Here is a 15,147-nt window from a genome sequence, read left to right on the forward strand (position 1 = left end):
GCCCCTTGAGCCACAAGCCCTGACCGACCTAGTTTAGCGGCTCGAATAGTTCGGGGCTTCGCGGGTGATTTGCACATCGTGCGGGTGCGACTCGCGCAGGCCGGCGCCGGTAATGCGCACAAACTGCGCCGCTTGCAGTGCCTCCATATTGGCCGCGCCCACGTAGCCCATGCCCGCCCGCAGGCCGCCCGCCAACTGGTAAATCACCTCCGATACATTGCCCTTGAACGGCACCCGGCCCACAATGCCCTCGGGCACCAGCTTCTTCACGTCGTCTTCGGCATCCTGGAAGTACCGGTCTTTGCTACCGTCTTCCATCGCCTCCACCGAGCCCATGCCGCGGTACGACTTGTACTTGCGGCCTTCGTAAATAATCAGCTCGCCGGGAGCCTCCTCGGTGCCAGCCAGCAGCGAGCCCACCATTACGGCTGCCGCGCCACCTGCCAAAGCCTTCACTACATCACCCGAAAATTTAATGCCTCCATCGGCTACCAGCGTTACGCCGGTGCCGGCCAAGCCCCGCGCGGCTTCCAGCACGGCCGAAAGCTGTGGCACGCCAATGCCGGCAATGATGCGCGTGGTGCAGATGGAGCCTGGCCCCACGCCCACCTTCACGCAGTCGGCCCCGGCGTCGGCCAGGGCGCGGGCCCCGGCGGCAGTGGCCACGTTACCGGCCATCACGTCCAGGTTCGGATAAGCGGCTTTGATGGCGCGCACGGCGTCCATCACGCCTTTGGAGTGGCCGTGGGCGGTATCGAGGCTTACAATGTCTACTCCGGCTTCAACCAAAGCGGCTACGCGCTGAAGCAGGTCGGGGGTAACGCCAACGGCGGCGCCTACGCGCAACCGGCCCTGGCTGTCTTTGCTGGCGTGTGGTGTCCGGCGGCGCTTGCGAATGTCCTTATAAGTCATGAGGCCAGCCAGGCGGCCTTCGCTGTCCAGCAGCGGCAACTTGTCTACTTTGCTGTCGGTGAGAAGCTGTTCAGCTTCGGTCTGGTCGATGCCAGCTGGTGCGGTAACGAGGCGGCTGAGCGGAATCATTACGGTGGTGACGGGCCGGCTCAGGTCCTTTTCAAACCGCAGGTCGCGGTTGGTGAGAATGCCTTCCAGGCGGCGGTCGTCGCCAATTACGGGAATGCCACCGATGCCGTGCTTGCGCATTAGCTGGCGGGCATCGGCGAGGGTGGCGGTGGGCGGCAGGGTGAGCGGGTCTTGAATTAGCGCCGACTCGCTGCGCTTCACACGGCGCACCTGGTCGGCCTGCGCCTTGATGGACATATTCTTGTGAATAATGCCCAAGCCACCTTCCTGCGCCAGCGCAATGGCCATGTCGGACTCCGTAACGGTGTCCATGGCCGCCGAAATGAGCGGGGTTTGCAGCCGGATGTTGGGGGTGAGGCGGGTGCCGGTGTCGCAGTCGCGGGGCAGTACTTCGGAGTACGCTGGCAGCAGCAGTACGTCGTCGTAAGTCAGGGCCTCGAAGGCAATTTTGGGGGTTGCGGAATCCGCCATAGCAAAAGGGATTGGGGGTTGGGGCCTTTTGCCAGGCAAAGGTACGGCGCGGAGTTGGGTTAGCGCCAGCCTAAATTCCGTTGCCGGGTTACTCTTTTGCGAATTTTACCACTCGCACCTCGCCGCCGGCCGTTATCCGCGACAGGTATAGCCCCGCCGCCAGGTTGCGCAGGCTCACGGCGTCGCCGTTGCGCACGGCGGTCCGCAGCACCGTGCGGCCGCGGGCATCGGTAATTTCGAGCCGGCCGTCGATTAGTGAAGCTGGCAGGGCTATCCGCAATTCCTGAGTGGCCGGGTTGGGGTACACGCTGGCTTGCAGCCGTTGGCTTTGGCGGACCGGCGTAATAGTAGCGGGCGCGAACAGCCAAGTGTAGGCCGCCGGGAATTCGCGCTGCCAGAACCATTCGGCGTGCTGCCCATCGGCACGCGGATTGAAGCTCAGGTTGGCAGCCGGCACGCCGCCGCGCAGGAGCGAATCGCGCATGGCGGCCATGTAGGGCACCATGGTAGCGCTTTCAGTGGTGCCGCTCACGAAGTAGAAACGGGTGTTGGGATTGGCCGGGTGCTGGTGCACGTAGGCAAACAAGGGCTGCGCTGCAAACCAGAAAGCCGGCGAAAACACGCCCACTTTACCAAAAACCGTTGGGTGGCGCAGGGCCGCGTACGTCGCGATGAGGGCGCCCATGCTGGAGCCGGCAATGCCGGTGTTCTCGCGGCTGGCCAGGGTGCGGTAGTTGGTGTCGATGTAGGGCTTGAGGGTTTCAACCAGGAAATCCACGTACAAATCGCCCTGGCCGCCACCATTTTGCGGGTTTTTCCAGGGCGAATACTCGTCGAGGCGGCTGGCGCCGCCGTTGTCCACGGCCACCACAATGCAGCCCGTGGGGTCCTGGCCATTGGTATTGAGCAGGTTCAGGGCTTCATCCACGCCCCATTCGCCGGCAAAGGCGGTACGGCTGTCGAACACGTTCTGGCCGTCCTGCATGTACAGCACGGGGTAGCGGCGGCCGCTGGTGGCGTAGCCGGGCGGCAGGTACAGCCACACGCGCCGGGTGCGCCCCAGCTGCGGCAGCGCAAACGAGGTGGAAATAACGCTCACATTGGCCGCCGCCGTGGACTGGCCGCCGCCCGGAGTACCGCCGGCCAGGTCTTCCCAGTTCAGTACCTGGTGCAGTACTGGCCCGGTGCTGCTGCCGAAGGTGTACGCCCGGTCGGGCACCTGGCCGTTGGAAGCAGTAGTTTCGACCGATGCCCACGCGCCGCGGGTGAACTTGTATTTAATCGTGCCGGTGGCGGCGGGCAGCGTGATTTCGTAGCTGCCGTCGGCGTTGCGGGTGAGCGTGTGTGCAGCGCTGGCCGGGTTCCAGTTATTGAAAGTGCCCGCCATGTAAATCGTGGCATCAGCTGGGGTGTTGGCCGGTACGGCGGTGATTTTGAACGTGACCTGCGCCTGCGCCGTGAGGCCAAACAAGAAGAGGAGAAGCGAGAAAAGGTTTTTCATCGGCGATGATGCAGGGCGGGAGTGCAGAGTGGGATTTTGGGGGGACGCAAAGGTACGGCTGGGTCCTGTGTTCGGGGCGCGAGGGCTGGGGCCGCAAACAATTCGCGGCCGCAATCCGTCTTAACGCCTACCATTTCCTAATCTGATTTTTATGCCTGATTCCACTCCCCAAACCTGGTTTATCACCGGGGCCTCATCTGGCTTCGGCGAAGCCCTGGCCACTTACGTTTTGGAGCAGGGCGGCCGCGTGGCCGCCACCTTCCGCAAGCCCGAGCAGGCCGAGGAATTCACCGCCAAAGAAGCCGGCCGCACCTTCGGCGTGGTATGCGACGTGACCAACGAGGCCCAAGTGAAAACCGCCGTGGCCGACGCCATTGCCCATTTTGAACACCTCGACGTGGTGGTGAACAATGCCGGCTACGGCTCAATGGGCAGCATCGAAGAAGTGCCGGCCGCAGAAGTGCAGCGGCAGTTCGACGTGAACGTGTTTGGCGTGCTGCACGTGCTGCGGGCCGTGCTGCCGCACCTGCGCGAGCGCCGGTCGGGCCATGTGCTCAACATCACCAGCATCGGCGGCCTGAAAACCTTCCCCGGCGTGGGCATCTACAACGCCAGCAAGTTTGCCCTCGAAGCCATCGGCGAAAGCCTGAGCCAGCAGGTAGGGCCGCTAGGCATTAAAGTGACGAACATCGAGCCCAGCGGTTTTCGCACGAAATGGGCGGGCGAGTCGGCCACCTTTGCCGATACCAAAATAGAAGACTACCAAGCCACTGCGGGCGAAAACATGCGCGCCATTCAGGGCTACAGCGGCCGCCAGCCCGGCGACCCCGTGCGCGCCGCCAAAGCCATGTACGAGGTAGCGCAAATGGAAAACCCGCCCCTGCATCTGCCTTTGGGCAAAGCCGCTGTGAAGGGTGCCCGCGAAAAATTCGCCGCCCTCAGCCAGGAGTTGGAGCAGTATGCCGACATGGGCGACGCTGCCGATTTCCCGGCCGGCGAGTAAATTTGTGAGGTAAGCTTTAGCTTGCCGTTAAGTAGGCCGGCAGCTATGTTATGGCCTGTACTTCCCTCACGGCAAGCTAAAGCTTACCTCACAACTATGCCCCTTGCTGCCAACGATTACGAAGCCACTTCCTGGGAAGACCTGCAACGCCTGCTGTTTCAGGATACTTGGGACAGCCGGCTGGGTCGGTTCCGCTCACCGTATGTGTACCGCGGCAGCCGCTCGCGCCACTATGAGCTGAATACCAGCTTGCAACGGCTGGGCGGCGAGTACCACCAGCTGGAAAACCACCTGCTGCGCAACTTCCGCAAGTACGCGCACGACACCACCCAAACCATTCAGGCGGCTAGCACCTGGGACTGGCTGGCCCTGGCCCAGCACCATGGCCTGCCCACGCGCCTGCTCGACTGGACGTACTCGCCCTACGTGGCCCTGCACTTCGCCACCGACGACCTCGACGCCTACCACGAAGACGGCATTATCTGGGCCCTCAACTACGTGAAAGCCGCCGAGCACCTGCCCCAGCGCCTGCGCCAGGCCCTGCAAAAGGAAGGTTCCAACGTCTTCACCTCTGAGCTGTTGCGGCCCCTGGCCAACGACCTCAACGAGCTGGAAGAGCTGCAGGAAGTGCCTTACGTGCTGTTTTTGGAGCCGCCCAGCCTCGACGCCCGCATTGTGCACCAGCACGCCCTGTTTTCGCTGATGAGCACGGCCCAAAGCGTGCTGCACAACTGGCTCACCGAGCGCCCCGAGCTGTACTTCCGCATTGTGATTCCGGCCCGGCTGAAGTGGGAAGTGCGCGACAAGCTCGACCAGGCCAATATTACGGAGCGGGTGCTGCTGCCCGGACTCGGGGGCCTCAGCCGCTGGCTGCACCGCCACTACTCGCCCCGAGGCAACGGCGGCGCCTTCCTCGACGACAACGAAATGCGCTGATTGAGCTTTGAGCCACCAGCTGTAAGCCGCAAGCCGCAAGCTCACATATTGCAAGGCTTGTGGCTTGCAGCTGACAGCTTGTAGCTCAAAAGCAGTTCAGTCCTGCCAGGGCCAGTGCCAGCGGAAGCGGTGTTCTTTGGCGCGGGCTTTCTGGGTGTGGTCGTGGCCTACCACTTGCACGTCCCAGACCAGGCCCACGGCTCGCAGGGCGGCCACGAGGTACCAACCCAGGTCCAACTCGTACCAGGCCGTGCTCATTTTGGCGGAGCTGGGGTGGGCGTGGTGGTTGTTGTGGAAGCCTTCGCCAAACGACAGGGCGCCTAGCAGCCAGTTGTTGTAGCCGTGCTCGGTGGCATCGTCGATGTGGTAGCGGGTGTAGCCGTATTTGTGCGATACATAGCCCACAAACCAGTTGCCCATCGTAATGATGCTGATACGCAGCGGCCCGCATACTATCATCGCCTCAAACCCGAAAAGCATCCAGATGAGGCCAGCCGCCCCGAGTACGTGCAGGTACCAGGTTTTTTCCAGGAATACCAGCCAGGGGTCGGTTAAATCCTCATCAGGAATTTCGTAGCGGCCGACGTCCCCCGGTTCCAGGGCAAAGTGCAGGTTCCAGTAGTAATCGCGCAGCAGGGAATGGTCGTAGCGAAAATAGGCCGGACAGTCGGTGCGGTTTTGCCAATAGTCACGGAAGTAGTGCACCCGCACCCAACTCAGCGGCCCGCCCAGGCCGGTGTGCACGAATAAATACACCAGTACCCCGCGCGTAAACCGCGCGCAGCGGTACGAGCGGTGGATGATGCCCCGGTGCAAGCCAATGGTAAGCCCAAATCCCACGGTAACTACCGTAATCAGCGCGGAAGCCAGGCTAAGTGGACCCGATAAGCTTGACCAACCCCACACCAAAGCCGGGACCAGCATTAGGTAAAGCCAGAAAATCTTAAACCAACCTGGACGAAGCCGGTCACCGGCTATAACGGGATAATTGGGGCCGAAATGCTGCATGCGGGGGCGGGTTAGCTGCTTTCTCCTACGAAATTACATCGCAGAAATCCAGCCCACAACGCCTATTTTGCTTGGTTCGCGCGGTATCTGGCGGGGCTACCGCCGTACCAGCGCGTGGCGGGCTGGGGTGGCCACAGCCACGCTCAGCTGCACGGCGTTGCGGGCCAGGGATGCGCCGGCCGCCCCTGCCGCCTGGGTCTGGTGCAGGTAGGCCATTTCCAGGGTGGCGCGGTGGCTCAAGCGGTAGCCCAGGCCAGCGCTGGCGCGGTTTTCCTCCAAAAAGCTCTGTCCCTCGCGCTGGCCCAGACCGGCGAATACTTCATTGCCCGCCACCAAAAACATACCGCCCACCGGCAGCAGCCCGCCCGCCCGCAACGGCACCACCAGCCGCAGCTGGTAGCGCAGGCGCGTCGCGAACCGGAAGGCTGTTTCCGGTGCGGTGCGTAACCACCGCTCTTCAGCCCGCAGGCGGTGGCTGGCCCGTATAGCGCCGGTAGCGTCGGCCACAGCTACTTCCTGGTAGAAGCGGTGCTCCGGAGTGGTGATGATGTCGCCGCGGGTAGTAAACTCGTTAGCCGCCAGCACGTAGCCGGTGGTGAGGCTGAGGTTGGGCGAAACATTGAGGCGGAAACCCAGGCGGCCAAGCTGCTGGGCCGTGAGTTGGGCATTGCCCTGACGCGTTTCTACCTCCGAGTACATGCTCCAGCGGCCGCGCAACGGCAAATCGGCGCTGAGTTTCAGCCAGCCCACGGGCGCCCCGCCGCTCTGGGCCTGTGCCGGCCCCGCCCACAAAGCCAGTACCAATAGCGCGAAGAAGTGTTTCATACCTCAATTACGCCATTAATTACCAATGTTATGTAATTGTTACCTCAAAAATCAGCGATTTTGAGCAAATGATAACATTGACCCTTAGCCGTTAACGAAAATCGGCTACTGGCCCAGCCGCTTTTTGGTGAGTCGGGTGGGGATGTGCTCCATCGGTTTGTCGGGCCACGGGTGGCGGGGGTAGCGGCCCTTCAGGTCCTTGCGCACCTCAAAGTAGCCCCGTTCCCAAAAGCTGCGCAGGTCGCGCGTGACTTGCGCGGGCCGCCCGCCCGGCGAGAGCAGGTGCAATAGTAGCGGCACGCGGCCCCCAGCAACGGTGGGCGTTTCGGTCAGCCCAAACAGCTCCTGAAGCTTCACGGCCAGCACCGGGGCGGCCGGGTCGTTGTAATCCAGGGTGATGTGCGAGCCGCTGGGCACCTCCAGCGCGGCCGGCGCGAGGCGGTCGAGCACCTGGCGCTGCGTCCAGCCGCCGGGCAGGCGCGCCAGCAGCGGTTCCACCAGGTTGAGGCGCTGCACCTCGGTCAGGGTCTTGAGGCCCGTTAGGTGCGGGCCCAGCCACTGGGCAAGCTCCCGGGTTAAGGTTTCGTCATCGAATGCGGGCCAATCGGCCTCGGAAATAGCTTCTGAAGCCGGAAAGTGGTGACGCAAAAACTCCAGTCGCTGCTGTAGCTGCCGGGCCTCGGCCGTCCAACTCAACTTGCTCAGCCCTGCTTCCTGCAAATACGCCCCCAGCGCCTGGCTCACCAGCACCGGGTCGGGCTGGCCAATAACCGCTTCCGACAGTAGCAATGCCCCCAGCCGGCGTACCCGGCGGCCCACCACGCGCTGCGCCAAAACGTCGTAGCGCACTTCGTCCGTGGTGGTAATCTGGTCGGCGAAGGCCAGCTCCAGCTCATCCTTGCCCAAGGGCGCAGCCAGCGTAGCACGGGGCGCCGAAGCCGTACCCGCCAGGTGGGCCACCGCAAAAAATTCTGCCTGCGGGTCTACATCCGTGGTGTTCAAGCTCACGCGCTGGCCCGTTACCAGACGCAGTCGGTCGTGGGTTTCGCGCTGCGCCACCCGGTCCGGGTAAGCCAGCGCCGTGAGTAGCCCCACGGGCGCCTGCGCCGCGGAATAGCCGCCCGCCCCCGCCGCCAGCCGTTGCCGGGCGTGCAGGTTGCGGGCCACGTCGCGCACGCGCTGCAGCGTGGCATGGTGCAGCGCGAGTCCCGGCAGCGGTGGCCGGCCACTCTCCAACGCTTCCAGACGCAGGCGCAAGTCGGGCGGCGCGGGCCGGGTATCGGTGGGGGAAGCCCAGCGCAGTAGGTCGCGCTCGGCCAGCAACGCTGCCAACGCGCCCGCTGCCGCGCCGTGGCCCAGCTCCTGCCCGCGCACCACTAAATGGCCCAGCCGGGGCGGCAGGCCCAGCGCCGCCAGCTGCCGGCCGTGCGGCGTTGGTTTTAGGGTAGGAGGAGTTTTGGGTTTTAGGGTAGGAGGGTAAGAGGGTAAGAGGGTAGGAGTTGGGTTGAGGGCTAATGTATCGGCATCCTCAAACCCTCCCACCCTCTTACCCTCAAACCCTCCTACCCCCTTACCCTCCTGCCCTACCAAAGCGCCCAGGCGCAAGAGGAGCTCGCGGGCCTGAGCGAAGGCCGCCACCGGCGGCACGTCCAGCCAACGCAGACTAACAGGGTCTGTCGCGCCCCAGAGAGCCAGCTCCAGGACCAGGCTGCTGAGGTCGGCGGTATGGATTTCGGGCGGGCGGTGTGCGGGCAGGTTGTGGTGCTCGGCCTCGGTCCAGAGGCGGTAGCAGGTGCCGGGGGCGAGGCGTCCGGCGCGACCCCGGCGCTGGTCGGCGGCGGCGCGGGCCACGGGCACGGTTTCGAGGGTGGTGAAGCCGGTGCGGGGCACGAAGCGCGGCACCCGGGCAAACCCGCCGTCAATCACCACCCGCACGCCCTCAATGGTGAGGCTGGTTTCGGCGATGCTGGTGGCCAGGATGACTTTGCGGCGGCCGGCGCGGGCGGGGCGCAGGGCTGCATCCTGGGTTTCGAGGGGCAATTCGCCGTGCAGCAGGTGCAGCTCTACGTGGTCGGGCAGGGCGTCGGTGAGCTTGCGGGCACTGCGCTGCAAGTCGCCCACGCCGGGCAGAAACACCAGAATGTCGCCTTCGGGATGCGTGTGCAGGGCGGCGCGGACCTGAGCGGGGACCAGCTCAGCCAGCCGCTCGTTGGGCTTGTTGGGCAGCGCCGACGCCCGGCGCGGGTCGAGGTAGTGGGTGTCAATCGGAAACAGAAAACCGGCCGACGATACCACCGGCGCGGGCAGCCACTGGCCCAGCCGCTGGGCCTCCAGCGTGGCGCTCATTATCAAAATCCGCAGCTCGGGCCGCAGCACGGCCTGCGCATCCAGGGCCAGGGCCAGCCCCAGGTCGGCGTTCAGGCTGCGCTCGTGAAACTCATCGAACACCACGGCCGCCACGCCTTCCAGGGCCGGGTCGTCCTGAATCATGCGCGTAAGAATACCTTCGGTGATTACCTCCACGCGGGTTTCCTTCGACACCTTACTATCCAGCCGCACGCGGTAGCCGATGGTACGGCCCACGGGCTCGCCCAACAGCTGCGCCAGGCGGGCGGCGGCTCCGCGCACGGCCAGTTGCCGGGGCTCCAGCACCAGAATTTTATCGTCGGGATTCCGCCAGGTTGCGGCCAGCAGCTCCAGCGGTACCACGGTGGTTTTACCGGCACCGGGAGGCGCTTCCAGCACCACGCGGCTGTGCGCGGCCAGAGCAGCCCGCAGGGCCGGTAGGGCCGCGATAATAGGTAAATCGGGCAGCGGGGGCAGGACAAAGGCGGGTTTCACCCTCCAAAATTACACCCGTCGCAGGGGCCACAGCTCCACGCTCACGGGGCTGCCGGCGTGCAGCACGGGCGGGCCCGTGGGCGTGGGCAGGCCGTGGCTCTCTACCAGCGTTGATTCGTAATGCAACATAGTGGCCGCGTGCAGGGGCCACGGCGAATGCGCCACCCTGCCGCGGTAGAGCTTGGTGTGGGCCCGATTGCTGGCGTAGAGCGCATATCGTTCGGTGAGAAAAAAGGCCAACGAGCCGGGCTCGGCAGGGGGCAGGGGCGCGCCTACCGCCCAGGTAGCGTTAAATGTAGCGGCCGGCACCCCGACGTGGGTGCGCTCGGCCCGGAACTGGCGCAGGTCGGGGCCGGGGCGGTCCAGGCGCATGGTGGCCCGCAGGTAGGGAAGGTTGAAAAAGGTGCGGGCCGCCCACACGGCCAGCGCGTTGGTGGCATCGAGGGAGAAAAACCACACGCCCGGCACGCCATCGAGGTGCACGTAGGTACGCACGTTCAGCTCCAGAAATTCATTGGCACCCGGCACTGGCGGCGTGAAGCGGGTGCGCACTTTCGACATGCGAAACGGTACTACTGCCAGCCAGGCCATGCCATCGTAGGTGTCGATGCGCAGCCGGGGTGGTAGGTGCGGCTGCAGCAGCTCGGCCGGCACCGGCCAGTGCATAAACAGCAGGTCGCCCCACTCCTGACGCAGCAACGGTGTGCCGGCCGGCCGGTCGCGCAGCGCCACCCGGCTGGCTAAAGTGGGCGCGTCAGTTGCGGTTAGCAGCGCGGAGGAACCAGGGAAATCGGGCATGGGGAGCGGCAGAGTTGTTTGCGTGTCTAACTCCCAAACATTAAAGCTGTTCACAAACTAAACAATATTGTCATCCTGAGCCTGCGAAGGACCTTCTCGCAAGCCCCTATTTAGTTCCTGACGCTATGAGCCTATCCAAATCGGCATGACGACCTATTTGGATAATTGCCAAGCACTGCCTGCTTGTGAAGGTCCTTCGCAAGCTCAGGATAACAACATTTTTTAGTTTCTGAACAGCTTCGACGGCAGCGGATATGAAAACGGATAGGGTGACCAGGGCCGGCTCGAAGCACCGATACCACACACGCAGGGTGGATGCAGGAACGCGCCTTGGCGCCTGCCTACCACTTGCTGCACGTTGGTGCGGTCTATAATTGGTGCGGTCTATGAATCGGGGCTAAGCGACTCCCACAGACTGCTCAATAGCGCGGAAACGTGGGGTCCACTTCGGCTGCCCAGGCGGCCACGCCGCCGCGCAGGTTCAGCAGGTTGGTGTGGGCGAGGCGGTGGCGCAGGTAGCCCAGCGCCTGGGCCGAGCGCACGCCGTGGTGACAGATGAGCACCACCGGCCCGGCGGCCCGGATTTCGGCGGCGCGGCGCGGCAGCTCGTCCAGCGGCAATAGGAGGCTGCCGGGAATGTGGCAGTAGTCGAATTCTTCGGGCTGGCGCACGTCCACGAGCTGCAGGTCTTCGCCGGCTTGCAGGCGGGCGTGCAGGTCGGCGGAATTGATTTCGAGGGAATTATTGGGCATAAGCTAGGTGCTGAAGCTGCAAAAATAGCCCTGCTGCCCCTATCTTGCGGCTTCCCGGCGGGCAGTGCCCGCGTGTTCGCCCTGCTGTTGCTGGATATTCCAACCTCGTTTGCGCATTATTGGCAGGCCACTACGCCGCTGGAACTGGTGGCCGTGGTCACGGGCTTCGCCTGCGTGTGGCTGGCGGCCCGCGAGTCGCTCTGGAATTTTCCGGTGGCCATCGTCAGCTGCCTGCTCTTTGTGTTCGTGTATTTCAAAGCGAAGCTCTATGCGGATTGCGGATTGCAGGGACTCTTCATTTTGCTGAGCGGCTACGGGTGGTACGAGTGGCTCTATGGCGGGCGCAACGCCACGGAGCTGGGTGTGAGCCACACGCGGGGCCGCGAGTGGCTGTTGGGCGCGGCATTTGCGGCCTTCTTTACACTGGGTTTCGGCTACTACCTGCACAGCAGCACCGACGCGGCTTTTCCCTACATCGACAGCTTTACCACGGGCGCCAGCATTGTGGCGCAGTACCTGCTCACCCGCAAACGGCTCGAAAATTGGCTGTTATGGCTGTTGGTTGATGTTATTTACGTGCCCGTGCTGTGGTACAAAGAGCTGTATTTCGTGAGTCTGCTTTATTTTCTATATCTCGCCCTGGCCGCCTACGGCTACTGGCAGTGGCGGCGCGAGCTGGGCCGGCAGGAAGCGTCGCCCGCTGTTTGGTAAGGCGTGGGCGGATACCGCTTGGCAGCACGAAGGCCGGTGATATTGAGGTTATGAATGTGCTAAATTGCACCGGTTAAAGAATTACTGGTTTTATTTAAGCCATTGTTTCCTTCGTTCACCTGTTTTTAAGCCCTTTATAAGTTGCTGCGTGTCTCCCTCACCGGTCCCGAATCCACGGGTAAATCAACCTTAACCGCGCGGTTGGCGGCTCATTACGGTACTTCTTTTGCCCCCGAATTCGCCCGCGAGTATCTGGCCGCTTCCGGCCCCCATTATTCGTCCGAAGACATCGAAGCAATTGCGCGGGGCCAGGTGCGGGCCGAAGTGCAGGCCGAAGCCCAGGCCAGTGGCGTGGTGTTTTACGACAGCGACCTGCTGGTTATAAAAATCTGGGCAGAGCACGCCTTTGGCACCTGCCCCGAGTGGATACTGCGCCGCATCAGCGAGGAACATTACGACCTGGTGCTGCTCATGGGCATCGACCTTCCCTGGCAGCCGGACCCGCTCCGCGAGCACCCCTTTCTGCGCCAGCATTTCTACGACCTTTACCAGCGCGAGCTGCGCGAGCAAATGGCCAATTTTGCCGAGATTTCCGGCAACGAAGACCGTCGCTTCGCCCAGGCGTGCTTTCTGATTGACGAGCTGCTGCAATCCCGTTCCGCCCAACCTCCTGTCCTGTCCGTGCGCCCCGCCCACTACACGCTTGCGTCCTCCAGCTGCCGCGCCACGTTTGCCGCTGCCGGGGCCGAGCTCACCAGCCTGGTAACCCTGGCCGATGGCATCGAGTACCTGTGGCCGGCCGACCCAGCTGTATGGGGGCGGCACGCGCCGGTATTGTTTCCGCTGGTGGGCCGCCTGCCCGATGATACCTACTACCACGAAGGGCGCACGTACCACTTGTCGCAGCACGGTTTTGCCCGCGACCGGGTATTTGCCGTGGTTCAGCAAAGCGCCTCGACGCTCGTGTTTCAACTGCGGCAGGACGAAAAAACGCGCGTCAATTTCCCCTTTGATTTCGAGCTTACCATCACCTACACGCTGCGCGACGCCGAGCTCGGCGTGCGCTGGGACGTGCGCAACCCCGCTGCTGGCCAGCCGCTGCTGTTCAGTATCGGCGCGCATCCGGCATTCCGCTGCCCCTTGCTGCCCGACGAAGCGTTTGAAGATTATTTCTTTGAATTCGACCACCCCGTAACCTTGGCGCGCCATCTCTTGCAAGGAGGCCTGCTAACGGGCCAAACTGCGCCCGTCCTCAACAATGAACAGGAGCTGCCGCTCAGCTACGAGCTGTTTGCGGACGATGCCCTGGTGTTCAAGCACTACGATTTTACGCGCCTGACGCTACGGTCGCACAAGTCGGCGCGTTTCGTGCGGCTCCGGTTCGATGGCTTCCCCTACCTCGGCCTCTGGACCAAAGGACCCGGCGCCGGCTTCGTGTGTATTGAGCCCTGGCACGGCATTGCCAGCCCCACGGGCGCCCCCGGTGAGCTCAGCGACAAAGAAGGCATTCTGAGCCTGGACCCTGGCCAGGTATTCTCGGCCAGTTACAGCATTGAAGTAGGATAGCAGAGAGCAAGTGCCTTTGATGGGGAATTATGGGCGCTTGGCCGGCCCCAGGTTTTTCCACCGGTGGGCGTCCATCACCGTCGTAACCAGTAGGGCGTGGGGCAGCGTCACGATGGCGGCAATAACTAGTGCCAGGCTAAACCAGGCCGTGGCATCGGGCAGGCGCGGGGCTAGCACGCGGCCCAGCACCAGCAGCGCCACGCAGCTGAGCAGCAGCAGCGGCGCAGCCCGGCGCAGAAAGAAACCCAACTGCCCCAGCAGCTCCGACCGGCTGGCCGGGCCACTGCTGCCCGAGGCGTAGCCCAGCCAGCCATTGAGGCGCAAAATGTGCTGCAGGCTGTGCCAGAATACAAAATACACCGCCACCGAAAGCCGCGGCGGCAGCGCCACGAACAATAGCGTGAGCATGGCCACTTCCACCAGCTCGGTTTTGAGCAGGTCGGTTCGGGCCCGCGCCGCGTAGCCGGCCCACAGCGCCGCGTGCCCGCCCACCACCAACACGCCCAGCACCACCGCAATGGCCTGAAACGTGGCCACCGAAACGTCGGCCGCGCCCACGAAAGCAAGCAGCTCGTTCACCAGGCTCCGGGTTTCCTGGGCCCGGCCCCAGGCCGGTACCGCAAAAATGAGCAGGCCCCGCAACAGGCTGTGGGCGAGCCACCAGCTGTTGGGTATCTGGGCGTTGACGGGTGCATCGGCCGAGCCCCAGTGCCACACCGTGAGCAGGAAAAATCCCGCCACCGTAGCCACCGGCCACCACCACCAGAGCAGGCCCACCAGTGCGGCCAGCCCGAGGTATCCCAACAGAAACCGGCCCCAGTACTGCCAATCCATGGTGGCCCGGCCCGGCGGCTGGCTGGCGGGCAGTACAAACTGGTCGCAGGCGCCGTGGGCCACGCCCAGCACCACCATGCCCAGGGCCAGCGGCACTCCCAGCAGCCAGCCCGCCACTGCCGGAAAAGCTACCCCAAGGCCCACCAACACCAGCACTGCGGCATAGGAGTAGGAGCGATGAGACCAGTCGGGTGCAAGTGCAGTAGGCATGGAGTCGGGGTAAAACAATGAGAAACAAAACAGGCCGCTGCACAGCTAGCGCAGTACAACGGCCTGTTATCAATTGCTCCCAGTCAGGTTGGGAAGTCCGTGCGATGCGTTACCAGAGTTTTGCTCACTGGCCATTTTGGCCCGCCGACAAAGCTCGGTTAGGACGCCCCTTACACCACGGAAGTGGCGCTTTGAGGGGCAACTTTTACCGCCGATTCGCTCCGGGCAATGCCGTACACAACGAGGCCAAACCCGATTTTGTTGATGGCATCGCCAATGTTGTAAATCAGGTCGAGGTCGGAGGGGCGGAGCAGGCCCGCGCCGTCGGGGCCCAGCAGGCCGCCGGGCATGGCCATGTAGCCGATGGGGTAAATGGCCCAGCCCACCAGAATAAACCAGGCCAGCGCCCGCACGCCCTTCTGCACGGCTTCCGATTCGGATTTGGCAGCCAATTGCGCCACTTCACCAATCCAGGCCGAATACAGAATGTAGATGTAGCCTAGGGCGTGAGGACATTAAGAAATGAGTTATTCATCTAAGCCAATCAAGTGCTGCTCCGATATGCCAGAACGCGAGGAAGGAAACGATGGTCTTCTCGTAGCGGGTGGCCAAGCGGCGATACTGCTTCATGCGTCCGAAAAAGCGTTCGA

The 15,147-nt window shown here is 63.4% G+C and carries 14 protein-coding genes; 4 read left to right on the top strand and 10 right to left on the bottom strand.

Translation table 11 applies throughout. The features are described 5' to 3' along the window. Positions 1-33: 33 nt before the first annotated feature. Entirely contained in the window at positions 34-1,512 is a 1,479-nt protein-coding gene (guaB, locus tag GM79_RS11385; protein ID WP_035563826.1) for an IMP dehydrogenase, read from the bottom strand. Positions 1,513-1,600: 88 nt separating this feature from the next. Beyond that, positions 1,601-3,013, bottom strand: coding sequence for an alpha/beta hydrolase-fold protein (locus GM79_RS11390; RefSeq protein ID WP_051718800.1), 1,413 nt, complete (start codon positions 3,011-3,013; stop codon positions 1,601-1,603). A 151-nt stretch (positions 3,014-3,164) separates the two neighbouring features. Here GM79_RS11390 and GM79_RS11395 point away from each other — a divergent pair, with 151 nt between their 5' ends. Beyond that, positions 3,165-4,016 (top strand): oxidoreductase, encoded by an 852-nt coding sequence (locus GM79_RS11395; RefSeq protein WP_035563831.1) that lies wholly within the window; start codon positions 3,165-3,167, stop codon positions 4,014-4,016. 96 nt (positions 4,017-4,112) lie between these two features. After that, positions 4,113-4,952 (top strand): FRG domain-containing protein, encoded by an 840-nt coding sequence (locus GM79_RS11400; RefSeq protein WP_051718801.1) that lies wholly within the window; start codon positions 4,113-4,115, stop codon positions 4,950-4,952. A 96-nt stretch (positions 4,953-5,048) separates the two neighbouring features. Here the strand turns inward: GM79_RS11400 and GM79_RS11405 are convergent, their stop codons facing one another. From GM79_RS11405 to GM79_RS11425, 5 genes are all read right to left on the bottom strand, one after another. Beyond that, positions 5,049-5,960, bottom strand: coding sequence for a fatty acid desaturase (locus tag GM79_RS11405; protein ID WP_081867702.1), 912 nt, complete (start codon positions 5,958-5,960; stop codon positions 5,049-5,051). A gap of 96 nt (positions 5,961-6,056) precedes the next feature. Further along, positions 6,057-6,785, bottom strand: coding sequence for a DUF2490 domain-containing protein (locus tag GM79_RS23015; protein ID WP_051718803.1), 729 nt, complete (start codon positions 6,783-6,785; stop codon positions 6,057-6,059). 105 nt (positions 6,786-6,890) lie between these two features. After that, positions 6,891-9,626 carry an ATP-dependent helicase HrpB gene (hrpB, locus tag GM79_RS26070; protein ID WP_235184045.1) on the bottom strand — a complete coding sequence of 912 codons (2,736 nt, stop codon included), beginning with the start codon at positions 9,624-9,626 and terminating at the stop codon, positions 6,891-6,893. Positions 9,627-9,635: 9 nt separating this feature from the next. After that, positions 9,636-10,424 (bottom strand): YqjF family protein, encoded by a 789-nt coding sequence (locus tag GM79_RS11420; protein WP_081867703.1) that lies wholly within the window; start codon positions 10,422-10,424, stop codon positions 9,636-9,638. Positions 10,425-10,843: 419 nt separating this feature from the next. Next, positions 10,844-11,176 (bottom strand): rhodanese-like domain-containing protein, encoded by a 333-nt coding sequence (locus GM79_RS11425; RefSeq protein ID WP_035563840.1) that lies wholly within the window; start codon positions 11,174-11,176, stop codon positions 10,844-10,846. A gap of 72 nt (positions 11,177-11,248) precedes the next feature. Here GM79_RS11425 and pnuC point away from each other — a divergent pair, with 72 nt between their 5' ends. Further along, entirely contained in the window at positions 11,249-11,887 is a 639-nt protein-coding gene (gene pnuC, locus GM79_RS11430) for a nicotinamide riboside transporter PnuC (protein WP_051718804.1), read from the top strand. Positions 11,888-12,028: 141 nt separating this feature from the next. Then, positions 12,029-13,453, top strand: a complete 1,425-nt coding sequence (locus tag GM79_RS24275) for an AAA family ATPase (RefSeq protein ID WP_081867705.1) — start codon at positions 12,029-12,031, stop codon at positions 13,451-13,453. A gap of 27 nt (positions 13,454-13,480) precedes the next feature. On the opposite strand, the gene GM79_RS11440 is transcribed toward GM79_RS24275, so the two are convergent. The 3 genes from GM79_RS11440 to GM79_RS26530 form a co-directional block, all read right to left on the bottom strand. Then, positions 13,481-14,497, bottom strand: a complete 1,017-nt coding sequence (locus GM79_RS11440) for a Brp/Blh family beta-carotene 15,15'-dioxygenase (RefSeq protein WP_152559960.1) — start codon at positions 14,495-14,497, stop codon at positions 13,481-13,483. A 170-nt stretch (positions 14,498-14,667) separates the two neighbouring features. Then, positions 14,668-14,991 (bottom strand): bacteriorhodopsin, encoded by a 324-nt coding sequence (locus GM79_RS11445; protein ID WP_081867707.1) that lies wholly within the window; start codon positions 14,989-14,991, stop codon positions 14,668-14,670. 37 nt (positions 14,992-15,028) lie between these two features. After that, positions 15,029-15,147: transposase (locus tag GM79_RS26530; protein WP_152559961.1), on the bottom strand; the 119-nt coding region annotated here is incomplete at its 5' end.

Origin of the sequence: Hymenobacter sp. IS2118, from assembly GCF_000715495.1 — a bacterium.
Classification (GTDB): domain Bacteria; phylum Bacteroidota; class Bacteroidia; order Cytophagales; family Hymenobacteraceae; genus Hymenobacter.